Origin of the sequence: Vibrio chagasii (genome assembly GCF_002954585.1) — a bacterium.
GTDB classification, from domain to species: domain Bacteria; phylum Pseudomonadota; class Gammaproteobacteria; order Enterobacterales; family Vibrionaceae; genus Vibrio; species Vibrio chagasii_A.
The window spans coordinates 2,246,835-2,273,572 of sequence record NZ_MSCI01000002.1; the positions used below are offsets into that span (position 1 = coordinate 2,246,835).

Annotated in this window: 24 protein-coding genes; 8 read left to right on the forward strand and 16 right to left on the reverse strand. The window is 45.4% G+C overall.

The annotated features are described in order from the left end of the window. Nucleotides 1-14: 14 nt before the first annotated feature. From queF to xni, 5 genes are all read left to right on the forward strand, one after another. Nucleotides 15-860, forward strand: a complete 846-nt coding sequence (queF, locus tag BTO10_RS18495) for an NADPH-dependent 7-cyano-7-deazaguanine reductase QueF (RefSeq protein WP_105025448.1) — start codon at nt 15-17, stop codon at nt 858-860. 54 nt (nt 861-914) lie between these two features. After that, a complete protein-coding gene (locus BTO10_RS18500) occupies nt 915-3,173 on the forward strand; it encodes a tetratricopeptide repeat protein (protein ID WP_105025449.1) in 2,259 nt (752 codons plus the stop codon). Between the two features lie 118 nt (nt 3,174-3,291). Further along, nucleotides 3,292-4,857, forward strand: coding sequence for a sensor domain-containing diguanylate cyclase (locus BTO10_RS18505; RefSeq protein WP_105025450.1), 1,566 nt, complete (start codon nt 3,292-3,294; stop codon nt 4,855-4,857). A 287-nt stretch (nt 4,858-5,144) separates the two neighbouring features. Continuing rightward, nucleotides 5,145-6,509 (forward strand): nucleotide 5'-monophosphate nucleosidase PpnN, encoded by a 1,365-nt coding sequence (ppnN, locus tag BTO10_RS18510; RefSeq protein WP_105025451.1) that lies wholly within the window; start codon nt 5,145-5,147, stop codon nt 6,507-6,509. A 92-nt stretch (nt 6,510-6,601) separates the two neighbouring features. Further along, nucleotides 6,602-7,375: a flap endonuclease Xni gene (xni, locus tag BTO10_RS18515; protein WP_105025452.1), complete on the forward strand. Its 774-nt coding sequence runs from the start codon at nt 6,602-6,604 to the stop codon at nt 7,373-7,375. 109 nt (nt 7,376-7,484) lie between these two features. On the opposite strand, the gene BTO10_RS18520 is transcribed toward xni, so the two are convergent. The 8 genes from BTO10_RS18520 to pomA all read right to left on the reverse strand — a co-directional run bounded on the left by BTO10_RS18520 (nt 7,485) and on the right by pomA (nt 17,065). Further along, nucleotides 7,485-9,524 (reverse strand): TonB-dependent receptor plug domain-containing protein, encoded by a 2,040-nt coding sequence (locus tag BTO10_RS18520; RefSeq protein WP_105025453.1) that lies wholly within the window; start codon nt 9,522-9,524, stop codon nt 7,485-7,487. A 380-nt stretch (nt 9,525-9,904) separates the two neighbouring features. Next, nucleotides 9,905-10,996, reverse strand: coding sequence for a 23S rRNA (cytidine(2498)-2'-O)-methyltransferase RlmM (gene rlmM, locus BTO10_RS18530; RefSeq protein ID WP_004738523.1), 1,092 nt, complete (start codon nt 10,994-10,996; stop codon nt 9,905-9,907). Further along, nucleotides 10,993-11,391, reverse strand: coding sequence for a DUF423 domain-containing protein (locus BTO10_RS18535; RefSeq protein ID WP_105025455.1), 399 nt, complete (start codon nt 11,389-11,391; stop codon nt 10,993-10,995). Before BTO10_RS18535 ends, rlmM begins: the two co-directional genes overlap by 4 nt. Further along, entirely contained in the window at nt 11,381-12,004 is a 624-nt protein-coding gene (locus BTO10_RS18540) for an alpha/beta fold hydrolase (protein ID WP_105025456.1), read from the reverse strand. Before BTO10_RS18540 ends, BTO10_RS18535 begins: the two co-directional genes overlap by 11 nt. Further along, a complete protein-coding gene (locus BTO10_RS18545) occupies nt 11,997-12,905 on the reverse strand; it encodes a transcriptional regulator GcvA (RefSeq protein WP_004738518.1) in 909 nt (302 codons plus the stop codon). Before BTO10_RS18545 ends, BTO10_RS18540 begins: the two co-directional genes overlap by 8 nt. A gap of 653 nt (nt 12,906-13,558) precedes the next feature. Then, nucleotides 13,559-15,007, reverse strand: a complete 1,449-nt coding sequence (gene thiI / locus BTO10_RS18550; protein WP_105025457.1) for a tRNA uracil 4-sulfurtransferase ThiI — start codon at nt 15,005-15,007, stop codon at nt 13,559-13,561. A 333-nt stretch (nt 15,008-15,340) separates the two neighbouring features. Next, a complete protein-coding gene (locus BTO10_RS18555) occupies nt 15,341-16,288 on the reverse strand; it encodes a flagellar motor protein MotB (protein ID WP_105025458.1) in 948 nt (315 codons plus the stop codon). A gap of 12 nt (nt 16,289-16,300) precedes the next feature. Next, nucleotides 16,301-17,065, reverse strand: a complete 765-nt coding sequence (gene pomA / locus BTO10_RS18560) for a flagellar motor protein PomA (RefSeq protein ID WP_004741515.1) — start codon at nt 17,063-17,065, stop codon at nt 16,301-16,303. 297 nt (nt 17,066-17,362) lie between these two features. Between pomA and xseB the strand changes: the two genes are divergently transcribed. From xseB to dxs, 3 genes are read left to right on the forward strand one after another with little or no spacing between them, the layout of a single operon-like run. After that, nucleotides 17,363-17,605 carry an exodeoxyribonuclease VII small subunit gene (gene xseB / locus BTO10_RS18565; RefSeq protein ID WP_004734405.1) on the forward strand — a complete coding sequence of 81 codons (243 nt, stop codon included), beginning with the start codon at nt 17,363-17,365 and terminating at the stop codon, nt 17,603-17,605. A 20-nt stretch (nt 17,606-17,625) separates the two neighbouring features. Beyond that, the gene (ispA, locus tag BTO10_RS18570; protein WP_105025459.1) at nt 17,626-18,510 is read left to right on the forward strand and encodes a (2E,6E)-farnesyl diphosphate synthase; all 885 of its coding nucleotides are present in this window, start codon (nt 17,626-17,628) and stop codon (nt 18,508-18,510) included. 21 nt (nt 18,511-18,531) lie between these two features. Next, a complete protein-coding gene (gene dxs, locus BTO10_RS18575) occupies nt 18,532-20,415 on the forward strand; it encodes a 1-deoxy-D-xylulose-5-phosphate synthase (RefSeq protein WP_105025460.1) in 1,884 nt (627 codons plus the stop codon). Nucleotides 20,416-20,532: 117 nt separating this feature from the next. On the opposite strand, the gene BTO10_RS18580 is transcribed toward dxs, so the two are convergent. From BTO10_RS18580 to ribD, 8 genes are all read right to left on the reverse strand, one after another. Then, on the reverse strand, nt 20,533-20,892 hold the full coding sequence (locus BTO10_RS18580; RefSeq protein WP_105025461.1) for a putative quinol monooxygenase: 360 nt from the start codon (nt 20,890-20,892) through the stop codon (nt 20,533-20,535). A 24-nt stretch (nt 20,893-20,916) separates the two neighbouring features. Continuing rightward, a complete protein-coding gene (gene pgpA, locus BTO10_RS18585; protein ID WP_105025462.1) occupies nt 20,917-21,423 on the reverse strand; it encodes a phosphatidylglycerophosphatase A in 507 nt (168 codons plus the stop codon). Next, nucleotides 21,423-22,397, reverse strand: a complete 975-nt coding sequence (gene thiL, locus BTO10_RS18590; protein WP_004741510.1) for a thiamine-phosphate kinase — start codon at nt 22,395-22,397, stop codon at nt 21,423-21,425. Before thiL ends, pgpA begins: the two co-directional genes overlap by 1 nt. A 78-nt stretch (nt 22,398-22,475) precedes the next feature. After that, nucleotides 22,476-22,943, reverse strand: a complete 468-nt coding sequence (gene nusB, locus BTO10_RS18595) for a transcription antitermination factor NusB (RefSeq protein WP_004741509.1) — start codon at nt 22,941-22,943, stop codon at nt 22,476-22,478. Next, entirely contained in the window at nt 22,943-23,413 is a 471-nt protein-coding gene (gene ribH / locus BTO10_RS18600) for a 6,7-dimethyl-8-ribityllumazine synthase (RefSeq protein ID WP_004741508.1), read from the reverse strand. The genes nusB and ribH overlap by 1 nt, the downstream gene beginning before the upstream one ends. Before the next feature lie 279 nt (nt 23,414-23,692). Next, nucleotides 23,693-24,802, reverse strand: a complete 1,110-nt coding sequence (gene ribBA / locus BTO10_RS18605; RefSeq protein ID WP_102426138.1) for a bifunctional 3,4-dihydroxy-2-butanone-4-phosphate synthase/GTP cyclohydrolase II — start codon at nt 24,800-24,802, stop codon at nt 23,693-23,695. 108 nt (nt 24,803-24,910) lie between these two features. Beyond that, the gene (locus BTO10_RS18610) at nt 24,911-25,567 is read right to left on the reverse strand and encodes a riboflavin synthase (RefSeq protein WP_008218644.1); all 657 of its coding nucleotides are present in this window, start codon (nt 25,565-25,567) and stop codon (nt 24,911-24,913) included. A 65-nt stretch (nt 25,568-25,632) separates the two neighbouring features. Beyond that, nucleotides 25,633-26,715, reverse strand: a complete 1,083-nt coding sequence (ribD, locus tag BTO10_RS18615; protein WP_105025463.1) for a bifunctional diaminohydroxyphosphoribosylaminopyrimidine deaminase/5-amino-6-(5-phosphoribosylamino)uracil reductase RibD — start codon at nt 26,713-26,715, stop codon at nt 25,633-25,635. Nucleotides 26,716-26,738 lie beyond the last annotated feature (23 nt).

Genomic DNA, 26,738 nt, shown 5'->3' on the forward strand with positions numbered 1-26,738 from the left:
TTTGAAACGAAAGTATGAGCAAATATTCCGACGCAAAAGAACTAGCGGGCTTAACGCTGGGCCAAAAAACTGAGTACTCTAACCAATACGATGCAAGTTTATTGCAACCAGTACCTCGTAGCCTGAATCGTGATGATCTCGCGCTAAACGGCGAGTTGCCTTTTGTTGGTCATGATATTTGGACCATGTACGAGCTTTCGTGGCTGAACACAAATGGCCTACCACAAGTGGCGGTGGGTGAAGTTTTCATCCCAGCAACTAGCCCTAATTTAATTGAATCAAAATCTTTCAAGCTGTATCTGAACAGCTACAACCAGACTCAATTCGAAAACTGGGAACAAGTGACTGAGCGCTTAACGCAAGACCTGTCGGCATGTGCAGGCGAAGCTGTGATTGTGAATGTTAACTCGGTAACCGACTACACCAACCAACCTATCGTGACGATGGAAGGCGAATGTATCGATAACCAAGATATCCAAATCACTAGCTACGACTTCGAAGCGTCTCTGCTTGAAGGTGCTACTGGCGAGCAAGAAGTGGAAGAGACACTGCACAGCCATCTATTAAAATCGAACTGTTTGATCACTAATCAACCAGACTGGGGCAGCGTTGAGATCGCATATTCAGGCAAGCAAATTGACCGTGAAGCCCTGCTGCGCTATTTAGTTTCATTCCGTGAGCACAACGAATTCCACGAACAATGTGTTGAGCGTATCTTCACTGATATCATGAAATACTGCGCGCCTTCGAAGTTAACTGTATTTGCACGTTACACGCGTCGTGGTGGTCTGGATATCAACCCATACCGTTCAACAGAGCAAGATAGACCAAGCCACAATAAGCGTATGGCTCGCCAATAATCGGCAAACCACACACTTAATTTGGCACCTACCTAATCTTTAAAGGACACTGAAATGCGTTGGTTATACGTTGTTAGCCTATTTATTTTAAGCTTGAGCACCTCGGTGAATGCGTCGGTCTATTCTTCGGCGCTACTCAACGAAGCCAATAACTTGGTTGAGATCGAACCAAGCCAAGCAAAAAAAATGGCCAACAGCTACCTGACGCTGCGTGTCCTTTCTGATCAGCGCGAGAAAAGCCCTTCGGCGATTTCTCGAGAAGAGACAGACTCTTCGATCCGCACCCCAAACAGCAGTATTGATGCTTACAAGATCTTAGCGAAAGCAGAGTACAACCTTGGTAATATTCGTATTGCGATCAAGCACATCGACAAAGCCTCTGAACTCGCTAAAACCTACAAGCTCGACTATCTAAAGGTGGATCTTGAGATCCTAAAAGTTCGCTTAGTTTGGCTCAATGACAGAAAGTCAGACAAAGCCAAAGCTGAACTCGAAACTATCGAAGCAAATCTAGAATCAGTCAGCAAAACCTTGCGTTTAACGGAAGGCATCACCTACCGCTTAATCATGTTGAAAGCAGACATTGCGTCATACGACAACAAGATCGATGAAGCGGAGAAGTACTACCAAGAAGCCAAGAATTACCTCGACCAACGTTATTCAGAAAAAGTATCCATCGACTACCACATTGCAGTCGGTGAGTTTTACCTGAACCATAAAGAGTACAATCACGCGCTGTCTGAATTGTTGTATGGCTACTGGAAGTCAGTCGAAGGCAACCTGAGTGCACGCTTGGCAAAAGTTAACCGTCTACTAGCACAGCTGTTCTTTGAGCGCCAAGTGTTAGACAAAGCACTAGAGCACTTATCTCAAGCCGCTGATTTCTATGATAACTTTGAAAACTCACCAGTATTAGCTCAAGTGCTGAAGAAAATGGGTGATGTGTACTTCTACCAAGGTAAATACAACCTTGCCCTAGTGCATTTCTTCAACGTGCTTGACCACGAAAGTACTGACCGAGATATCTACCAAGTCATCGATATTCGCTTAAGTTTATCAGCGACTTACCTGCGCCTTTATAATTACCCTCTTGCAGAACAGTACCTCACCCGTGCTCTTGAACTGCTCGAGTACACCGATATACCAAAACTGGAAGGCCGTGCTGCGCTGCTATCGGCAGGGCTGGCTTACCACCTGCAAGAGAGTGAAGATGTGATCAAGCATGCGACACGTGCACTTGAGATCTCACGCCAAGTCGAGAACTCTCGCTTGTCACAACGCTCGTACTACTTGCTCTCTTTGGGTTACGAACAAGCCGGTCGCCCGCAGCAGGCGCTCGCTAACCTCAAGCAATACAACAGCCTGGTCTCTTTAGAGCAGCAAAAACTCAACCGTGTTGGTGAAGATGCATTCCGCCAACAGAAAGAGTTCGCCGAGCAGACCTTACACTATGCAGGTCAAGCGCAAGAGCTAGAGAAATACAAACTTGAACATCGCAAGTTCCAGAAGATCGCCTTCGCGCTATTCCTATTCAGTATTGTACTGTTCTTCTTTGTGCTGCGCCGAGGCTACATCATTCAAACCTTGGCCAAAGAAGTCGATTCACTGCGCACCGATCTCTTTACGCACTCGCGTTCCAAGCTGCCTAACTTAAGAATGCTAAACGCCAAACTGTCGAACTCATTGGAGCAAACTAGCCAAACCTTTGAGCAATGGCAGATGGGTGAACTGATTCATGAACCACTAAACGACCGTTTGCGCTTCGTGATGATTGATCTACCTTTCCTACGCAATATGTACACCCAGAATGGTTACAAAGCCGGCCTTGAGCTTGAAGATGCGTTCGGCGAGTACCTCAAATCGAAACTGGAAGGCCTTTCTCGCGTTTACCATTTCTCGGATGCCAACCTACTCTACATCGAACCGAATTCAGACCGAGACTCATCGCCTGAAGCCATGTTCAGAAAGGTTCAAGATTGGGTAAATGAGTTCGAGACCGAACGTAATATCAACCGCACCGTTCGCATGGGTATCGCTGACTACCCATTCTTGCCACGTGCGTACACTGCGATAAACGATCAAGAGCTATTAGATGTACTATTGATGTCAACAAACCTAGCGCGTGAGATAAGTCTCAAAGAGCGCAGCAGTCAATGGGTATACCTCAAAGCCATCGACAATGCACCCGCCGCCAGCCTTGCAACAGGTAACATAAGAGAAGCCTGTAAACATGCGATTAATCAAGGGCTAATAAAAATACAATCCTCATACCAGAATGAGGACAACATCAAAAAAATGCTAAAAGATGACTGATTTGCGAGCGGTTAAGACTTGCAACTCGTGACCTTATTTTTAGTTTTGTTATTATCGATGTAACGGAATTTCATCAAAATGATCGAGTTCGATCTACGCGGCGCTATTTAATACATCTATGGGCATTCTTGAAAAAGACATTCAGGCGCAACTCCACCAGCTGAAATTTCAGTTGGAGCAAGTTCGTTTGACGCAAAGAGACACCTCGTTCAAATTTATTCGCGAACAAAAAGTTCTAAAGCGTATCGTCACATCGTTAAGCGACGCGTGCGTTGGCAGCAATAGCCATTTAGATGAAAACCTCATTGCCCTTAGGGAAGAGCTAGAAAAGCAAAAAGACATTAGCTCGATAATCCCAAAGCTGGCAGTACTTGAAAGGATGCTAAAGCAGAAAACGTTGGCTATGGATAAACAGAACGGATATCTGGACGATAGCATTAAGCACAGTGGGGAAACGCTGCAACGCATAACTGGTCTTCCAGCGCAGCTCAAGCGAGACCTACGAAACTTACTTAGCTTCTCCGAATGCAATGGCAGTCAGAAAGTCGACCATGCGATAAAGCTACTCGGGATTTTTGAGCGTGCCATAAAGATTATGGCGAACAACTCACGTTCGCAGTTTGCTGACGCCGCACACTCTCCAGAACAAGAGCTCCTTTCCGACCTATCAAACGAATTACAACATCTGATTACTGAACTCGATTTTGAGGGAGAATCAGGTGACATGCTGACCGATATTCGCGCAAAGCTATTGCTTGGTGTTTCCACACAAAACCTGCTTGAGCTGACACTTCAGATCCTCAAACTGGTCATTGAAGGTACCACGCTAGAGCGTAAAAAGTCTGAACAGTTTATCGATCAACTCAACGCGTCACTCGCATCGAGCATCAAAACGGCAGACCAAAATACCGATCAAAGCCAAAGCTATTTCGAGCATCGCCAAGGTCTAAACTCAGAGCTGACAGAGCTAGTGAGTAAGAGCCAGAACTCTTTAGATAAAGCGAAGGATATTGATAGCTTAAAGCAGTCGATCAGTCCCCTACTCAGTGAAATAGCTTCTCTATCAGAAAGGTTGAATCACGCCGAGCAAAAAGAACAAGCACTGATCGAACGAATGAGCTACGGAAAAACTCAGCTCGATTCACTGTATGAAGTGACTCAAGACTACCGCAAACGCCTAGAAGATCAGGCTCAGCGTATGCTACTTGACCCTCTAACGAAGGTTTACAACCGTACCGCTTTTACTGATCGTTTAGAGCTTGAGTACCGCCGTTGGATTCGTGCACAACACTCACTACGTGTAGTGCTGCTTGATATCGACAATTTCAAATCGATCAACGACAGCTTTGGTTATACGGCTGGCGATAAAGCTCTGAAAATCATCTCACGAACCATCACCAAAGAAACTAGCACCACAGATACTGTGGCTCGTTTTTCTGGTGAAGAGTTTGTCTTATTGCTCCCAGAGCAAACCGATGAATATTGTCATCAGGTGATACAAAACATTCAGACTCAAGTGAGCCGTTTGCCATTTAAGTTCCGTGACCAACAAATCACGATAACCTTATGTGCTGCAAGTACTCAGTTCAAAGAGTCGGATACACCAGAAGAAGTATTAGAGCGACTCAATAAAACTTTAAATAAGGCAAAACAGCGCGGTAGCAACCAACTTGTTTGGCACTAAGCGGCCTTAAATTTAATTTATTTCATTTTTTCAAATACTTATCACATACCAATTTCCTCAATGTTTGCTAAGCTAATGATTAACATTCGCTTAACAAGCATTCTTGGCAAGCAATGCCATATATTCGCTCTTGAGCAGTTTATATAATCCATTAAGCAACGCTGTCGTATTCGTTTCGTCTGGTTAACTCTCTCACCTTTAACCAAACACTTTCAACGTTTGCTTCTCACTCTCGAGTCAGAGGGTTACTTAACTATCTCCCCTGCTCTTATCAACAAGGAGGCACTATGATCACTCATATCAGCCCTGCCGGTAGCATGGATTTACTCTCTCAACTTGAGGTTGAGCGTCTTAAGAAAACCGCGTCTAGTGATCTGTACCAACTGTATCGTAACTGTACGTTAGCGGTACTTAACTCGGGTAGCCATACCGACAACTCCAAGGAATTGCTCGATAAATACAAATCGTTCGATGTAGAAGTCGTACGCCGTGAGCGTGGTATTAAGCTCGAACTGAGCAATCCGCCAGAGCATGCCTTTGTTGATGGTGAAATCATCAAGGGTATTCAAGAACACCTATTTTCAGTGCTGCGTGACATTGTGTACGTCAACATGCACCTAGCCGACAACCAAAGGCTTAACCTAACCAACACCACTCATATTACTAACCTAGTGTTTGGTATTTTAAGAAATGCTGGAGCATTAACTCCGGGTATCGAGCCGAACCTTATCGTGTGTTGGGGCGGCCACTCAATCAATGCCAGCGAATACCAATACACTCGTGAAGTGGGTAATGAACTAGGCTTGCGAGAACTCAACATCTGTACCGGTTGTGGACCGGGCGCGATGGAAGGCCCAATGAAGGGGGCGGCAATTGGTCACGCGAAGCAGCGTTACACCGATCACCGTTACCTAGGTCTGACTGAACCATCAATCATTGCGGCTGAGCCACCAAACCCTATCGTGAATGAGCTTGTGATCATGCCAGACATCGAGAAGCGTCTTGAAGCGTTTGTTCGTATGGCACATGGCATCATCATATTCCCTGGTGGTCCAGGTACTGCCGAAGAGCTGTTGTACATCTTAGGTATTATGATGCACCCGAATAACGCCGATCAGCCAATGCCGATTGTGTTAACGGGCTCAAAAGAGAGCGAAGCTTACTTCCGCTCGATCGATAAGTTTATTGGCGAGACATTAGGTCCAGAAGCACAAAAACATTATGAGATCGTGATTGATGACCCGGCTCGCGCCGCGAAAATCATGAAGCAAGCTATGCCAGACGTACGTTCTCACCGTAAAGAGACCGGCGATGCCTACAGCTATAACTGGTCACTGCATATTGAACCTGAGTTCCAACTGCCGTTCGATCCGACCCACGAATCGATGGCGGCACTCGACCTACATATGGACCAGAAAACAGAAAGCCTTGCAGCAAATCTGCGTAAAGCGTTCTCAGGTATTGTTGCGGGTAATGTCAAAGCTGAGGGTATTCTAGAGATAGAAAAACACGGCCCATTCATTATTGATGGTGACAAAGAGCTGATGACTAAGATGGACCAACTGCTTAACGACTTTGTTGAACAACATCGAATGAAGCTACCAGGCGGTACCGACTACGTGCCTTGCTACAAAATCGCTTCAAGTGATTAAGGCGTTTATGCTACCAACGTTTCAACTCACTAACTGATACGTTACTATAAGGGGCTAGCAGCCCCTTTTTATTGCCAATTTAGTGGAAACTTATGTCTATCCATCTTGTTATTATCGATGCCTTGAACCTCATCCGACGCGTGCACTCGGCTCAGCCGGATCCAACCGATATAGCAAGAACCATCAACACGACAACTCGCACTCTGAATAAGATTATTTCCGAGTCCAAGCCGACGCATATCATCGCGGTGTTTGATCACCACCTGCAAGACCGTGGTTGGCGCGCGGAAGTACTGCCTGCTTACAAGCAGAACCGTAAACCCATGCCAGAGCCGCTCATGCAAGGCCTTGATGCGATCCAACAAGCTTGGTGGGAGTTAGGCATAGATTCGTTACTGTCCGATGGTGATGAAGCTGATGATTTAGTGGCAACGCTGGCTAAGAAAGTCGCAGATCATGGTGAGACCGTCACCATCATCTCGACAGACAAAGGCTACTGCCAACTGTTGTCGCCTACCCTGCAGATCCGTGATTATTTCCAACATCGCTGGTTAGATAAGCCCTTTATCGAGGCGGAGTTTGGTGTAAAACCAGAACAGCTTGCAGATTACTGGGGATTAACCGGTGTAAACTCTAGCCAAGTGCCTGGCATCCCTGGCGTAGGGCCGAAAGCAGCAAAAGAGATATTAACTTCGTACCCCGATATTGAAACTGCATACCAAGCGGAAGACTTACCGAAGAAATATCGTAAGAAGTTTGATGAACACATTGAGTCCGCTCGAGTGTGTAAGCAAGTCTCAGCTCTCAAAACAGACATAGATTTAGGTTTTAACCTGCAAGATATTCGTTACGAAGCGAGCGCTTAGCTCTATATAAAACCCTTCGTTATACCAAGTTCCAGATACAGAAAAGCCTTAGTCGATACTAAGGCTTTTTGTTATTTTGGCTACCGCCTAACTGAACTTAATCGGATGATTAGAAGTTATAAGCGATAGAAGCTTTGAAGTTACGACCGGCTTCGTAGCTGGTGTACTTATCTGAGCCCCAAGAGATACCAAATCCAGTATGCTCTGCGTATTTCTTATCAAGAATGTTATCGACACCGATGTTCATCTCTAGGTCTTTCGCAAACGTAGGTGTGTAAGCCGCCCAAATATTATGCGTAGCAAAACCAGCACGCTTCACTTGTTCACCCTTTTCATCCGTGTAGTCATTACCCGGAACGAAGCGAGAGTCCCAACCAAACAAAAACTCACCGTTTAGGCTGTAGTTAAAGCCCGCTTTAAAGTTGTGAATGCCAGTTTTGCTCATGTGGCTGGTTTTGCCACTCTCTAGGTCTTTCTGATCACCATCCGAGTAAGAGTGGTTAGCGTATACACTCAGAGAGTCTAGTGCGTAGCTCAGTACCGTTTCTACACCCCACACTTCAACATCGTACTGGTTTGCCAGTGTTGAGTTATTCTTAGTTGGGTGCATTTGATTATCTAGGTTGTAGGTGTAAGCCGTGAAACCTAGGATAGCGTAGTCCGCCGCCAGTAGACGTGTCAGCTCGTAATCAAAACCAGCCTCGTAGTTATTACCCGTCATCGCCTTAGTATCAGACTGATTAACATCAGATGCGGCTTTCATCGTTAATGCTTCTGGCAATGATGCACCTTTAAACAAACGACCGTACCCTACGCGAAGTTTTAGATTCTCCGTGGTTTGGTATTCACCTTTGAATTTAGGAGACAGCTGGTCAAAATCACCATCGTAAACACCACCAAGCTTATGAACGTCGTAACGTAAACCTGTTGTTAAACGGAAGTCACTAAACTCGTACATGTCTTGTAGGTAAAGGCCGTAAGCTGTCACGGTACCACCATCCATACCGTACTTCTTGGTTTCACCTTGCTTAGAACCGCTTTGGTAAACACCGTCACCCGCGTCAATCCACTGCTCTGCTTTATAACCATCAAGGCCGTAAGTTAGCTCATGCTCACCAACCCGAGAGATATTGCGAATGTCACCACCAATAGTCGTCACATTGTATTCACGATGTGGGATTGATAAGTCACCATCTTTAGTAAATTCCCAAGAGCCATTTACTTGATTCCAATCGCCGTACTCTTCTGTTAGAGCATCACGATCCATGTACTGGCGGTTGTAATAAATATTAGTTTTTAGGTGTACTAAGTCGCTACCCGCATCGTATTCGTGTTGCAGAGTCACAGTATCACGGTTAAGCGAATGGTAGTTGTGCTCCTCATCCGCATACAGAGCACCGGCCTTCTCACCAGAAAGCTGACGTTTACCACCATCGTTGTATCGGTTGAAAGTCAGTTTAAACTCGTTAGCGTCATTCGGGATGAATACCACTTTCGCGATGCCAGACTTCAGTTCGCCTTGCTTAGACGTCACAGCTTCCTGATCAGGGATATGTAGGTCACCATCTTCAGAGTAGTTTGCAATCCCCATGAATTGCAGCTTGTCGTTTACTTTTGCATACACAGCAACGTTGGTTGCGAAACGTTCGTAAGCCGTTTGGTAGCTAGTTTTAACTCGAGCACCAATGCTTTCGCCTGGCTTAAGAAGGTCGCTTGGGTCTTTTGTCTCATAGCTAAATGAGCCGTTAATCGCACCAGAGCCAGACCGTGCAGAGTTACCGCCTAATTCAATTTCAGCACGCTTAAGCATCGCTGGGTCAATAGCCTGATCACCAGAATGGTGGAATAGCTGACCTTCTTGACGTGCACCATCAATAGTCACCACGGCAAACTTGTCTTCCATACCACGTACATACACTTTGCGAGAGTAACGTGCGTTTCCGTCTACCGTTACGCTTGGCATAGTATTCAGTACATCTTTAATGTCTGATGCTTGTTTCTTTTCAAGTGTGTCAGAGTTGATTTCAGTCTGAACAAGTTGATCAAGAGCTGAACCAATTACCACTACCGTTTCTTGTTCATCGGCAGCAAGGGCTGTAAATGAAGTTAAGGCAACCGTAACGGCTACTGAAAGTGCTTTAAGTTTCATACTGTGTTTTTATATTTTATATATTTAAGTCAGGGGACGTGAATATTACACAAATTGAATGATAATTCTTATCATTTACATTCTTTACTTACGTTCACTTACTTTTCATAAAATAAATTTTGCTAAGATGCCCTCGCTGTAAAACTTACTTCGTTTTGCTGCTGAATCTTTGAATAAATCCTGCTTCGTATCACCCCTGAAGATAGGTAGCCGTAAGTCTCGATCACTTACGGCTTTTTTAATATTCGAATACTGAAATAGCCGACATTTCGACGATTTTGACTTCATTAACGCGCCTAAACCCGAACATTTAACGAATTTCAGATACAAAAAATGCCCCTTAAAGGAGCATTTTTATCACTGATATATCAACGCTAATATTAGTGCGGTGAGATGTTTGAAAGCGACTGAATATGAACGGTAATCTCTTCACGGTCATGATATAGGTGCTTCGCCTGCATCTTGAACTTCACTTTGTTCTCAATCAGGAACAATTTTAGGTTCTCAATATCTTGCAGAACTTCATCGTAACGGCCCTTCATTGGCAGTTTAAGGTTGAATAGTGCTTCTTTCGCCCAACCTTTGATGATCCACTCACCCATAAGGTGTGCAACGCGCGCTGGTTTTTCAACCATGTCACAGATGATCCAAGTGACGTTCTTACGGTCTGGTTCGAACTTAAAGCCATCCACCATGTGGTGTTTGATTTGACCAGTTTCCATCAAGCTGTCTGCCATCATGCCGTTATCAACACAGTGAACGAACATAGAACGTTTCACTAGTTGGTAAGTCCAACCGCCTGGACAGGCACCTAAATCTACACCCCACATACCCGGAGCAAGACGCTCATCCCACTCATCACGAGGGATGAACACGTGGAACGCTTCTTCTAGCTTCAATGTAGAACGGCTTGGCGCATCTGAAGGGAACTTCAAACGAGGGATGCCCATAAAGAATTGTGAGTTGTTGGTTGGGTAAGAGTAACCAACAAAGCAGTGACCTGGAGCGATGAAGCACAAGTGAAGCACAGGCTTCTTAGCATTGTCTTTCGCTGTCATTAGACCTTTGCCACGCATAGCTTGGCGCATTGGCACTGTAAACTTACGACAGAACTTCAGTAGCTCTTTTGCTTCGTTAGTATCTGGCGTTTCAATACGGATATCACCACAACGTGGGAAACCTTCTTTCTCAGAAAGCGCCTCAAGAATTGGAGAGATGCGGTCATCGGTTGGTAGATCTTTGATTTCAACCGCTACAGCTAGCATTTGACGAGCAAAGATCAATGATTGGAAATCGATCTCTTTGATCAACTTGTCCGCTTCACCAGCTTGGTAACATTCAAACAATACGAAACCGGTATTGTTTTTTAATCGAGGAAAACCAAACACTTCCAGTTGTGTTGCCTTGTCTTGAATTTCGCCAGCACATTCTTTTTCAAAACCAGAGCGACAATAAAGTAGTACGTGTTTCACTGAGTTACCTCTTTTATATTCAAAGCAGCGAAGGAGAAGACTCCCCAACCAATGATAAATAGTAGACCACCAAACGGAGTTATTGGGCCAAACCATTTTATTCCTGTCAGTGCCAACACATACAGGCTGCCACTAAAACAAAGGATGCCGATGATAAAGCAAATTGCCGCAATGAAAAAATATTTTTGTGATTTAGCGCCAAGTTTCATCTGTAGCAGAGCACCACACGCTATTATCGCTAACGTATGAATAAACTGATACTGAACACCCGTTTCGAATACACCTAACAGGTACTCAGGCAAAATAGCTTTTAAACCGTGTGCAGCAAACGCGCCAAGCATCACCGCAATAGCGCCAGATAGACCAGCGAAGGTAAGTAGGTACTTACTTTTCATTAAGCACCTCTTTAATGAATGCTGAGAGCTTTTCAACCGTTAACGCGATGTTCTGTTGCTCTGTGTAACCAGAACTCTTGCGTGGTTTGAAGCTGTGATCACCATCAGGAATAAACTCAACTCTAATAGAATCCGACAGGTCGAAATCAGCAAACTCTTCACGCTTACCAAAGGTATCGCGTTCGCCTTGAAGAATCAGACACGGCTTTTGCAAAGCAGCAAGGTGTTCACCTTTATAATTCTCTGGCTTACCCGGAGGATGAAAAGGGAAACCTAAACAAGCCATCGCTGCCACTTTATCCAACTCAGATAAGTGACTCGCCATGCGGCCTCCCATCGACTTACCACCAATCACAAGTTTGTCTGCATCGGTTTGCTCAATGATCTCTTGATAGGCTTCAAGCAGCTTAGGCGCTCTGTCAGGCGGACGACGCTTACCACCTTCGGCACGCTTGATCATATAAGGGAAATTGAAGCGAACCACTCGTATCCCTTTAAAGGCTAACCCTTTGGCTACCGACTGCATGAACTCATGATCCATACCAGCGCCCGCACCGTGCGCAAAGATAAAGGTGATCGGATTATCTTCACCATCAATAATGATGCTACTCATCAAGTAAGTCCTCTTGTTCACTTTGTGCTTTAGCCAGCATCCAATCACGGAAAGTAGCGATACGGCCCATGTCGGCTTGTTTCTCATGACACACAACATAGAAAGCATTCTTACTTACTAATACTTCATCAAACGGAGCAATCAAGCGACCCGCTTCAATTTCAGGTTGTGCGAGAACGTTGTTGCCCAATGCAATGCCTTGCCCGTGAGCTGCGGCTTGAAGCACCATGGTTGAGTGGCTGAAGATCGGTCCATGGTTTACATTAACGCCATCAATGCCGTTTTGTTTCGCAAACTGTTTCCAATCTTTTCGAGAGGTGTCATGCAGTAGCGTATGGCATGCTAAATCTTTTAGAGATTCTAATGGTTTTGTTCCCAGTAACACAGATGGGGAACAGAGAGGAACCAAGTACTCTTGATACAATTTATCGGCTCTCAAGCCCGGCCAGTTTCCTCGACCATAGTAGATTGCGACGTCCACATCATCGGTCAACGAGCCTTCATCCATATCAACGGCCTTAATTCGAACATCGATATCAGGTTCTTGTTGATTAAAGTCAGCAAGCCTTGGTACTAACCATTGAATCGCAAAGCTTGGTGGCAAACTGATGGTTAGCGCACCCTTCTCACTTCTCTCAAGCACCTTATCAGTGGCCTCAGCCAATGATGTAAATATATCTTTGATATCTAAGAAGTAGCTTTGCCCTTCTTCAGTGAGCAGCAAAGAACGATTTCTTCGGCGAAAAAGCTTCAAAGACAGAAACTCTTCTAAAGCTTTTATCTGGTGACTAACCGCAGCTTGAGTAACAAACAACTCTTCAGCGGCACGCGTAAAACTCAAGTGTCGAGCCGCAGCTTCAAACACTCTTAGTGAGTTTAATGGGGGTAATCGACGAGACATAGTTACTCTCTAAATAAGCATTAGTTTTTTTTATCTGAAACATTATAATTTGTCCGTTGCCTAGCGGCTAGAGAAATTCTATATTTCATTCCGCAGCAGCTAGCCTGAACGGCTTGATTCTCTCTAGAATCAATTGGCTTAGCTCCTGCGATGTTGTGTTTGCAAACTCGTACTTTTCGAGTTGGGTAGAGTTCTACCAAATGTTTTGTTGTAGCTACGCGCTGAAACGAGGCATCTACTTCCTGTATTTATTTTGACCTGTCTGTCAAATTTGTTTACACCGCCTATTAGGCGGTGTTTTTTTATGTCCAAAGAAAAGTAACAACAAGTTTATCAATAGCTATGCTAATTAATCCTTACTATTTTTTCACTCTACTCACAAAATCTAACCTTCGCTTACTTAAACAATCATACGCACACAAAGATATGCACCTAGCTGTACATCTCAGTAACAATGCGAATGCTAACGCTGCAACCTAAAAATAGATGTATAACATCAGCTTGTTTGTAAACAAAAGACCATACGAGCAACACAGTAAAATAACGGTATCGATTACAGAATAACAATCAACCGATAAATAAAAAACCGCTTACTTTTCAGTAAGCGGCTTTCTGTATCTGTTACAACCTAAGTCGTGCTCTAAGCTAACAGACTATGGGCGGTACACCTTAACGTTCTTGAAGCCCTGCTCTTGCAGGTAAAGCGCTTGCAGACGGCTCATAACACCACGGTCACAGTACAATAGGTACTCTTTACCTTGGTCTAAGTCACCAAATTGCGTCGCTAGCTTGTAGAAAGGTAGGTGTTTTACATCAATGCCATCGACTTCTAATGGGCTTTCGTCTTCTTCATCTGGGCTACGGATATCAAGAACGATAGCGTGCTCAGCAACAGCTTGAACCTGTTCCACTTCTGGAGCTTGCTCTTGGCTCTCTTTCTCAATATCACGGATATCCATAACACGAGCGCTCTCGATCACTTGCTCTAGCACTTCAAAGTTAAACTTAGCTTCTTCTGCTGCAAGTTTACCTTTCTTGGCTTTCACTGTTGGCTTCTTAGAGATAACACCACAGTATTCAGGCATTACTTTCGCAAAGTCTTCGGTGCCTATCTCGCGCGCAAGATCGATGATATCTTCTTTGTCCCAGTTGATAAGTGGACGAAGGATCAGCGTGTCTGTTACGTTATCGATATGACGCAGGTTAGTTAGCGTTTGGCTTGATACCTGACCTAGTGCTTCACCAGTAACCAATGCTTCGATCTTGAACTTGTCTGCAACCATGCCACCAGCACGCATGAACATACGCTTAAGCACTACTCCCATTTGGCCGTCTTCTACGTTCTCAAGGATTTCAGCAACCACCGGTTCGAAATCAACAGAGATGAACTTCACTTTTGCCGAAGAACCGTACTTGTTCCATAGGTAGTGAGCCACCTGCTTAACGCCAATCTCGTGCGCAGGACCGCCAAGGTTGAAGAAACAGTAGTGAACTTTAGAACCACGTTTGATGTGTAGGTAGCTTGATACGCCAGAGTCAAAACCACCAGAGATCAAGCTCAGTAGGTCTTCTTGAGTACCTAGAGGGAAACCACCAAGGCCTTTGTGACGCGCTAGCACTTGGTTCAGTTTGCCATTAGCCACTTCAACTTTAACCGTTACTTCTGGATCTTTCAGCTTAACACTTGCCGACTCAACCGCTTGATTCAGACCGCCACCTACGTAGCGCTCAAGCTCGATAGACGTGAACTCATGCTTACCACGACGCTTAGCACGAACAGAGAACGTTTTACCTTCAATGTCAGCACGGCTGCGCTCTAAAACTTGCTCATAAATATCGTGCAAGTCTTTGAAGTCTGACTGTTGTACTTCTAAAGAGTGGTGAATACCTGGAGTGTGAGTCAGAGCCTCTAACACTTCTGTATAGTACTTATCACTCCCAGACGTCACTTCGATATGGTCACGACGGTTAAATACCGCAACACCTTCACAGCGACGCTGAATAACGTTACGAATGTTGCACTCTAGAATCCTTGTGAAGCGCTTACGCACCGATTCACTTTTTACAAAAATTTCCGGATGGGGCTTAACAATAAATTTCATAGTACGTTCACAACATTAATGTTCAAAATTTTAAAAGGCTCTTCGCCAAGTAAATTGGAGAATTTACGCAGCACTTGAAGCAAGAGTAGATCATATCTAAATCTAAGGGCGCGAATTATACATGAGAAAGTGAAACAAGGAAAAGAGTGCTTGCTTTGACACCAGTAATAAATACACACCCTATTAAAAATAGCATGCTTACTCACAGTCGGCATTCTTATAGATAGATCGGTAGATAAGCCAACATTCACCACGTAAATAAAAAGCCCAACCTCATCATAAGGTTGGGCTTTCTGATTGGTTTAATAAATCAGCTTAACTCGTAGCTAGGTACTATTCAGAAATCACTGGGACTTCATCGCTGTAAAGTGGCTCACCTTGCATGATACTGATCTCGACGCGACGGTTCAGGCTACGCTGCCATTCAGTATCGTTCGGCTCTACGGGCTCAGTATCCGCCATACCACGTACTCTCAATCGTTGATGAGAGAATCCGCGCACCTTCTCCATCTCTTGAGCAACAGATACTGCTCTCTGAGAGGACAGATCCCAATTCGAACGATACAGTTCAGAATCAAGACGTTGGTTATCAGTATGCCCAGAGATTCGAACAATGCCCGGAACATCTTTCACTAATTCAGCCACCTGTCTCACCAAAGGTCGGAACTTAGGCTGTAAGAAAGCAGAACCCGATGGGAATGCACCCTTCTCACGAATTCGAATCACAACCTGCTGACCAAGATTTTCTACCTCAATCGCGCCTTGGTCGATTTCTCGTTCCAGCGCCTTCTTGATGCTTTCCATCAAGGTTTCCATCTCTTGCGATTGATCTTCGGCTTGCTGTTGCTGTTGGTCTGACTCAGAGTTTTGGTTGTCGTGAGTCGATACCTCTGGCGACCTGCCTCCGGTCATCTTGCCTTGGTCACGCATCGTACCACCAGCGCGCTCAGATTCACCTTCATGAAATTCCAACGTCTGCTGAGTGATATCTATCGTTTGCTGCATGATCACATCAATCGGCGTAGGCTCTGGACGACCAGGGCGAAACTCTTGCGCAATGATGCTAGTCCCTTTGGGGATGTCTTTTACTTCTAAACGGTTCTGTACACCAAATGCGAATTTCATCGAGCCAGCGATCTGTTTGAACTTCAGTACATCCATCTCAGAGAATGAGAGTAGAAGTACGAAGAAACACATCAGCAGTGACATCAAGTCAGCAAATGTTCCCATCCATTGAGGTAACCCCGGAGGAGGACATTTACATGGATTCTCTTCATCCATCTTCAACTCCTCTTACGCAGGTTCACCATCAATCGTACGCTTACCTTCATTCAGGTAGCTCTTCAGGTAACCATCAATAACTCGTGGGTTTTGACCATCTTGGATAGCCAGCACACCGTCCATCACCAAACGACGGTTCAGTGTCTCTTGGTCACGACGCAGCGCTAGTTTGTCTGCGATTGGGAAAAACACCATGTTCGATAGAATTGCGCCATACAGCGTAGTTAAGAGTGCAACGGCCATCGCAGGGCCGATCGCTTTAGGGTCATCCATGTTCGAAAGCATGGCAACCAAACCGACCAAGGTACCGATCATACCCATCGCAGGGGAAACATCACCAAATGCAGAAAACACCTTCGCCCCCTGTTCATGACGTTCTGTCGTTAGCGCAATATCTTTTTGCAATGCTGCACGCACTACATCACCATCATGACCATCGACTAACAGGTCGATGCCCTTTTGCATAAAGCTGTTGCTGATTTCCATCTCTTCCAGAGCTAAGAAACCACCTTTACGTGCTGCGTCCGCCATTTCAACAATCTTAGCGATAAGGTCTTCAGGCTCATCGGCTTTAAACATAAATGCTTTGCCGGCAATTTTAGCCGCGCCAAAGAACTGTCCCATGGTGAACTTCATTAGAACAACAAACGTTGAACCACCAATCACGATCAAAATGGATGTCGTGTCATAGAACATCCCGAGGCTTCCACCTAGGATCATTGCCATGATTACAAAGGCAAATCCACCAATCAAACCTATTAGGGTTGCTAAATCCACTGAGCACTCCTCATGCTTTTTTGTAGCTCTATGTCGACGATAATTCTTTTATCGGCAAGACTATAAGATCTTTTAGTAAATTCTTGGCCTAAGTATCACACTTTTGCTTTTTGTATCACAACTATTACCCGCTTCCCCATTCTCGAACTGTCATAAACTCGAGAAAGGTAGGGTTATTAAAGGAAAGTGGCTTCAAGCCTCTTAAAAACGAACTTTCTAGCAAAATTTATTGGTTACATTTGACCATCTGAACGCCCTAGGGTAACGTTCGTTCATCTTTCCAAACGCAGATTTATTATGGCTACTAAGAAACCTGAAAATATGAGCTTTGAAGCGGCAATCGAAGAGCTCGATGGCTTGGTTGATCAACTAGAAAACGGTGATCTAGCTTTAGATGATGCGCTGAAAAAATTCGAACGAGGTATCTCCCTCGCTCGTGCAGGTCAAAGTAAACTAAACGATGCAGAACAACGTGTTAGCATCCTACTGCAAAATGACGAAAATGCAGAACTGAGTGACTTTAACCCACAACCAGAATAACGAATTGTATGAGATCCCCTATGATCGAGACTTTATTGTCTTATCAAGCACGTAATAACGAGCAACTGAACCTTTGGCTTGACCGCCTGCCACACCAAAATCAGAATCTGATCAACGCAATGCGTTATGGGTTACTTTTAGGCGGCAAACGCGCGCGTCCATTTCTTGTCTATATTACAGGGGAAATGCTCGGTTGCACCGCGGAAGAACTCGATACTCCAGCTTCTGCAGTCGAATGTATTCATGCCTACTCTCTGATTCATGATGACCTTCCAGCAATGGACGACGATGAGCTGCGTCGTGGCCACCAGACTTGTCACATCAAATTCGATGAAGCCACGGCTATTTTAACGGGCGATGCACTACAAACTCTCGCATTTACTATACTTGCAGAAGGCACATTAAGTGCTGATGGTGAAAGCAACCGCGTTCGAATGATTCAACGTCTAGCTGAAGCCTCTGGAGCTCAAGGTATGTGTATCGGTCAGGCACTCGATATCGAAGCTGAAAACCGCGCAGTGACGCTTGAAGAGCTGGAAGAAGTTCACCGCAATAAAACCGGTGCTCTTATGAAGAGTGCAATCCGTTTAGGTGCGCTAGCTGCAGGTGAAAAAGCGTTCGATGTGCTGCTTCAATTAGATAAGTACGCAGATGCCATCGGATTAGCCTTCCAAGTTCAAGACGATATCTTGGATATCATTGGCGACACCGAAACTTTGGGTAAACCACAGGGCTCTGACCAAGATTTGAACAAAAGCACCTACCCTTCTTTGCTAGGTTTAGAGGGCGCTCAAGAAAAAGCGCAATCTCTGCTGCAGGAAGCGCTTCAAGCTTTGGCCGCGATCCCATACAATACCCAGTTACTCGAAGAGTTCGCCCGATACGTCATCGAGCGCAAGAACTAAGACAATAAGCGCGCATTACCTATGACTCTTGATATATCAAAGTACCCAACTCTTGCTTTGGCTGATAAGCCAGAGGATTTGCGTCTTCTCCCAAAAGAGACGCTGACACAGCTTTGTGATGAATTACGCACCTATCTTCTTAACTCAGTGAGCCAATCAAGTGGTCACTTAGCATCAGGCTTAGGTACGGTAGAGCTCACTGTCGCTCTACACTATGTGTACAACACGCCTTTTGACCAATTGGTTTGGGATGTTGGCCACCAAGCATACCCGCACAAAATTCTTACCGGTCGCCGTGACCGCCTGTCGACTATCCGCCAAAAAGACGGACTGCACCCATTTCCATGGCGTGAAGAGAGCGAGTACGACACCCTTTCTGTTGGTCACTCTTCAACATCGATCAGTGCTGCACTCGGCATGGCGATCAGTGCTAAGAAAGAAGGTAAGAACCGTAAAGTTGTGAGCGTGATTGGTGACGGTGCGATTACTGCTGGTATGGCATTTGAAGCCATGAACCACGCAGGCGATGTTCACAATGACATGCTGGTTATCCTAAACGATAACGAGATGTCGATTTCTGAAAACGTAGGTGCGCTTAACAACCACCTAGCTCAAGTTCTTTCTGGCAGTCTTTACACGTCTATTCGTGAGGGCGGCAAGAAAGTGCTATCTGGCGTCCCGCCGATTAAAGAGCTAGTTCGTCGTACAGAAGAACATCTGAAAGGCATGGTTGTTCCAGGTACCATGTTTGAAGAGCTCGGCTTTAACTACATCGGCCCAGTAGACGGCCACGATGTAAACGAGCTGATTAAAACGCTTAAGAACATGAGAGATCTAAAAGGTCCTCAGTTCCTGCATATCATGACTAAGAAAGGTAAAGGCTACGAGCCAGCAGAGAAAGATCCAATTGGTTACCACGGCGTACCTAAATTCGATCCTGCACACTCAAGCTTGCCTAAGAGCACTAGCTCTAAGCCAACGTTCTCTAAGATTTTTGGCGATTTCCTATGTGATATGGCAGCGCAAGATCCTAAGCTAATGGCGATCACGCCAGCCATGCGTGAAGGTTCTGGCATGGTGCGTTTCTCTAAAGAGTACCCAGATCAATACTTCGATGTAGCGATTGCTGAGCAGCACGCCGTGACGCTAGCAACGGGTATGGCGATTGCGGGTGATAAGCCGATTGTGGCTATCTACTCGACTTTCCTACAACGTGGCTACGATCAACTGATCCACGATGTGGCTATCATGGATCTACCGGTTATGTTCGCGATTGACCGCGCAGGTCTTGTGGGTGCCGATGGTCAGACACACCAAGGTGCGTTCGACTTAAGCTTCATGCGCTGCATTCCAAACATGGTGATCATGGCACCAAGCGACGAAAACGAATGTCGCCAAATGCTATACACTGGCCACCAGCACAATGGACCAAGTGCGGTTCGCTACCCTCGTGGTAATGGCATGGGCACAGAAATCCAAAGTGAGTTTACTGCACTTGAGATTGGTAAAGGCCGTATCGTTCGTGAAAGCTCAAAAGCAAAGGATGGCGCTAAGGTTGCTATCCTAAGCTTCGGTACTTTCCTAGAAAATGCACTTCAAGCTGCTGATGTAATGGATGCCACCGTTGCAGATATGCGCTTTGTTAAGCCGCTAGATGAAGCTCTAATCAAACAACTTGCTGCTGACTATGATGTACTGGTGACTATCGAAGAAAATGCGATTGCCGGGGGTGCTGGTGCAGGTGTAATTGAGTTCTTGATGCAAGAGAAACTGCTCATGCCTGTACTGAACCTTGGTCTACCAGACAAATTCATTTCTCAAGGCACGCAAGGTGAGCTACATGAAGAGCTAGGCTTAGACGCGAAAGGTATTGAGAAGTCTATCTCTGACTACCTTGCTAAATAGCTTTCAGTAGCAAGCTGCATAAGCAACAAAACAAAAAAAGGTTGGCCCTAGGGTCAACCTTTTTAGTATCCGCGAACTCATTAGCTAGCCACTGTTTAAGTCAGTTATTACAACAAATTAGCAGCACGGCTTAAGAACAGGCGCGTCGTAGTTCTCAGGTTCGTCAGAGTAGATAGCAACATTAAAGTTCTCAACTAAACCTGTTTCATCAACGCACTGCTCTTGGAAGAACTGTTGAATTTCACGACGTTGACAGTGCGCTTCAAACACTTCGTTATCCGCCCAGATTTCGTTGAAAGCAATCGGGAAGCTCTGGCCTTCCGCAAACGGGCTCTGAATGTGGCGAGTTACTGTGTATTGAATACAGCCATCTTCACGCAGAGTGTTTGGCTCTAGTGCTTTTAATACCTCAAACAGCTCGTTCAGTTTGCCTTCTTTCGGCTGAAATTGAGCGATGCAGTAAACCTTCTTAGACATTGTAATTCCTTGTTTTATCTTTATTTAAACTAGCCAACCTGCGAAATGGGCCACAGCATATAGCGAAATTGCCGCCATAATACCTGCCACAATATCATCAATCATGATGCCTAAACCGCCATGAACTCGGGCATCTAACCAGCCAATCGGCCACGGTTTTACCATGTCAAAGAAGCGGAATAGAACAAAGCCTGTCAGTAGCCATTTCCAATCATCGGCAGGAATGCTCAACATTGGTACTAGGCTCATGGTGATCCAAAAGCCCGCAAACTCATCCCATACGATAGAGCCATGATCATGAACACCCATATCATCAGACGTCACTTGGCAGATTTTGATACCAATAATGCAACTAACCACGACCACCGCGACATAAGCAGGGAAAGACAACTGAACCAATAATAGATAAAGAGGAATCGATGCAAGTGTCCCCATGGTTCCAGGAATAATAGGCGATAAGCCACTGCCAAAACCCGTTGCTAGTAAATGCCAAGGGTTCTTAAGAGAGATTGCAGATAGTGGGTTTGTCATCAATTAACCTTAAAGTGATCGTAACCAGTTAAGCTCCAACTTAACGGTTCACCATTATTGTGTAGTTCAAAGTATTCTACAGGTCTTATTTGACCAATACAGGTGACTTTTGTTCCAGTGTGTGACAAAGCACTTTCCAATGAACCTTTATTCTCTTCTGGCACGGTAAAGCAAAGCTCATACTCTTCACCACTGGTCAGCGCATACTGCTGCGCCGTAACGATATCTGGGGCAAACTGACGCAGTTCTGGGGAGATAGGTAATGTACTCACGTCGATGCTTGCACCAACCTCAGAGCGCTTAAGGATATGTTTCAAATCCGAGATGACACCATCCGAGATATCAATTGCCGATGAAGCAAGATTGACAAGCGCTTGGCCAGCTAACACTCGTGGAGCACTGATGTAGTGTCTCTCTTCAAGCTCTTTCGCATACGGCTTAGCTTGGTTTGTTGTTGGATCTAATAGAACCTCTAAACCGGCCTTGCTGTCGCCCAGATTACCTGTCACGTAAATCCAGTCTCCAACCTTGGCGCCGTCTCTACGTAGGGCTTTCCCTTCTGGTACAAAGCCTTGCACTGTCAATGTCAGGCTTAGTGGTCCTTTCGTGGTATCACCACCAATTAACTGAATCCCAAAGTAATCTGCTAGTTTGAAAAAAGAGTCACAGAACGGCGCTAACCAAGCTTCATCCACTTCCGGCATGGTTAAGGCAAAAGAGACCCACGCCGGCGTTGCGCCCATAGCAGCCAGATCACTGATGTTTGAGGCTAATGCTTTGTGCGCGACCCAAGCCGGGTTTGCTTCTGCTAGAAAGTGAGTGCCCGCGACTAAGGTATCGGTGCTGATCGCGACCTCAACATTACTTGGGGCTTTCACCAAAGCGCAGTCATCACCAGCGGCGAGGTGTACGTCTTTACGTTGAGGCTGTCGGTTGACGAAATATTTATCGATTAGGTTGAATTCACCAGACATCACATGCCCTATCTTTGGAATTTACTTACAAAAAAGGCCAGCATGAAAGCTGACCTTTAGATTCAATATACGTAGAGATTACTTCTTACGTACGTGTGGCGCTGCTTTATCAAGCACACCATTCACAAACTTATGGCTGTCTTCTGCTGCGAATACTTTCGCCAGCTCGATAGCTTCGTTGATAACCACTTTGTATGGTACATCTTCGCGACGAGTCATCTCGTACATAGCTAAACGTAGAAGAGCAAGTTCCATTAAGTCCAGATCTTGCATCGGGCGAGATACGAATGGACGAAGCTTGCTATCAAGTTCCATGTGGCTAAGAGCAACACCAGTTAGTAGGTCGCGGAAGTATGCAACGTCTGTTTCTGGCATAGCAAGTGCAGGTTCTGCAGCATGATTTTCTTCTTCATCATACTTACCACCAGATAAGAACTGTTCTTCAACGGTAGCAATATTTTCTTTAGTAATTTGCCAAGAATAAATTGCTTGTAGAGCAAATTGACGTGCGTTACGACGTGCGGCTGGTTTCACACTGGCCCCCATTAGGAATCGATTTCAGAAAGAACGTTGATCATCTCAAGTGCGCTTAGTGCAGCTTCTGCACCTTTATTACCAGCCTTGGTTCCTGCGCGTTCAATAGCTTGATCGATCGTATCAACAGTTAGTACGCCGAATGCTACTGGAAGAGAGTATTCCAGAGACACTTGCGCCAAACCTTTATTACATTCACTACAAACATAGTCAAAATGAGGCGTACCGCCACGAATTACTGTACCAAGAGATACAATCGCGTCGAACTTACCCGTTTTTGCAACGCGCTGCGCTACAAGTGGAAGTTCTACTGCACCAGGACAACGAACAACAGTGATGTTGTCTTCGCTTACTTGTCCGTGACGTTTTAAAGTATCGATTGCACCAGAAAGTAAACTTTCGTTAATAAAACTGTTGAAACGAGCAATAACGATAGCAATTTTTGCATTTGGCGCTGGGAAGCCACCCTCGATCACTTTCATAAGCCTTCCTTTAACTATTTTCATCAAGTGAGAATCGACGGATTCTAGCATAAAACTGTGAGCAATATCTAATGCTAATTTAGAAGAACAGACACCGGAGATGTAAAGATGATAACCAAGCCTCGCTCCCAAACATTTGGGAACAGCAAGTCGCAAAGCGCCAACGTTTGACACGACAAAAGTTAGGCTCAGCGACTTGGCTCTTTTGGTCCTAGTTCGAACCAAAAGAGCCACTCAAATCATCATAAATTATGTTGCTATAAACCAGTATGTAAGTAGTTACTCACAAACGTATTCAACAACGTTAAGACCAAAACCACCAAGAGCGTGGTAACGCTTGGTGCTTGAAGACAATAGACGCATATCATGAACGCCTAGGTCTTGTAGAATTTGAGAACCGACACCAACGCGACGAGAAGTACCTTGCTTCTTAGCCATGGTTGGTTGCTCGTTCTTATCTTGAGCTTCGAATGTCTTCACTTTATGAATCAAAGAATCAGACGACTCTTCGTTGCCTAGAATAACCAACACACCACCTTCGTCGCCAATGCGCTTCATCGCCTTATCTAGCGACCAGCTGCGCTCAGTGCCACGATCAGAATGAAGCAGATCGGTGAAAGTATCATGCAAGTGAACACGAACCAGTGGCGCTTCACCCGTTAGGTCACCTTTTTGCATTGCGTAGTGGATTTGGTTGTCGATAGTGTCACGGTAAGTCACGAGTTCAAAGTCACCGAACTCAGTCGGTAGGTGACACTGTGCAACACGCTCAATCGTGGTTTCTGTGTTGTTACGGTATTCGATCAAGTCGGCAATCGTGCCTAGCTTGATGTCGTGCTTTTCAGCAAACACTTCAAGATCAGGGCGACGAGCCATAGTGCCGTCATCATTTAGGATCTCAACGATAACCGATGCAGGCTCACAACCCGCTAAACGTGCTAAATCACAACCCGCTTCGGTATGACCGGCGCGAGTTAGAACACCGCCCTCTTGTGCTGTTAGCGGGAAGATGTGACCAGGTTGAACAAGGTCAGCCGCTTTTGCATCTTTCGCAACAGCTGCTTGAACAGTCACAGCGCGGTCAGACGCAGAAATACCTGTAGTTACCCCCTCAGCAGCTTCAATCGAAACGGTAAAGTTAGTGGTGTATTGTGCGTTGTTGTCTTGAACCATAGGCGCAAGACCCATTCGGCTTGAACGCTCTTTAGTCAAGGTTAGGCAGATTAAACCACGGCCGTACATCGCCATGAAGTTAATCGCTTCTGGCGTCACATGTTCTGCTGCCATGATCAGATCGCCTTCATTTTCGCGATCTTCATCATCCATCAGGATAACCATTTTTCCTAGGCGAATGTCTTCAATAATTTCTTGAGGAGTACTAATTGGCATTGTTCTATATCCTTTGAAATGGTTCTGCTTCCTAGAACCGACACTATTTAAACCTGATGATATTGCTTCGCTCTACAAAGTGACGCTCAGCGCACCTCATATCAACGATTAGGCAAAACCATTCTGTTGTAAGAATTCCATCGTCAATCGAGATTCAGGTTCAGACTCTTGTTGCTGACCTTGCAGTAGGCGCTCCATGTAGCGCGCTAACACATCCACTTCTAGATTCACTTTACGACCAACATGGAATTGATCGATGGTGGTTTCTGAAGAGGTATGAGGAACAATCGTCAGCTTAAATGCATTCTTACGTAAATCGTTCACAGTAAGACTAATGCCATCGACAGTAATCGAGCCTTTTTGAGCAACGTACTTTGATATTTCAGCGGGCATTTCGACCCAGAATTCAATAGCACGACCTACTTGATTGCGCTCAACAATCTCGCCTACACCATCTACGTGACCCGATACGATATGACCACCGAAACGTGTCGTCGGGAGCATCGCTTTCTCTAGGTTCACTTTGTCACCCGCTTGGTAATCAACAAAGCCCGTTTTTTTCAGGGTCTCAAGTGACAGATCAGCACTGTAGCTGTGGTCGTTAAATTCGACGACCGTCAAACACACACCGTTGGTAGCAATACTATCGCCTAACTGAACGTCGGCCATATCAAGCTTACCTACGTTAACCGTTACGGTAATGTCTTCTCCGCGGGGAGTAATTGCACTCAATGTACCTACGGCTTCTACAATTCCTGTAAACATTTTAAAACTCTTTTTGTTGTCAACGACATGTATCTAGGCGCGGATTTATTTCCACTATCGTTTCGTTACTGTCGGTTTAGTAATACGGGTTTCGCTACGATGCGAATATCCACACCAACTTGTCGAACATCTTTAATTTCTAGGTCAATAACATCAGACATCGAAGTGAGCCCTAACGCGCCCATCAAACCTCTTCCGTCACTGCCCATAAGTTTAGGAGCTAAATAGAGGATTAGCTCATCCACCAGCTGTGCTTCAGTCAAGCTTTTTGCCAGTGTTGCACCCGCTTCGACCCAAATATGGTCGATATGATTAGCAGGTAATTGGCGCATCAGATCATGTAAATCTAGCTGACCTGTATCAGTAGTACCGACCTCAATGTCAGCAGACGCCTCTGCAACTCTTAATACGGGTGTTGGCGATTGATATAACTTGAGCTCAGGGCGCAGTTGGTTTTGACGGTCAAGAATCACACGAACAGGCTGACGCACGTCAGCTTCAGCATAATGAGCTTGTGCGCTACTTGGCAATTCAGCCCAGCGAACATTAAGTGAAGCGTTATCATCAATCACCGTTTGGCTGGTTGATAATACTGCGCCCGCCTTTGCTCGATAATTTTGAACATCACGACGTGCTGCTGGCGATGTGATCCACTGGCTCTGACCATTTGCTAGTGCCGTTTGCCCATCGAGACTGGCTGCCATCTTAAGCTGAACAAAAGGCATGCCTGTTTGCATACGCTTAATAAATGCTGGGTTCAAGTCTAAAGCATCTTGCTCCAGTAAACCGATTTCAACCTCAATGCCTGCATCACGCAGCATTTTGATGCCACGTCCAGCGACTTTCGGGTTTGGATCCTGCATCGCGCAAATGACTTTAGCCACTTGAGCTTTAATCAAGCCCTCGGCACACGGTGGTGTACGACCATAATGAGAACAAGGCTCTAGTGTGACATAAACCGTCGCACCTTTTGCCTTATCACCCGCCATTCGCATGGCATGTACTTCAGCGTGAGGTTCACCCGCTTTGGCGTGAAAGCCTTCACCAACAATTTGTCCATCGGTTTGTACAATCACACAACCGACATTTGGGTTTGGCGCAGTGGTGTAAATGCCGCGTTTCGCTAAATGTATAGCACGCGACATCATTTGAAAATCTAGGGGAGAAAAGT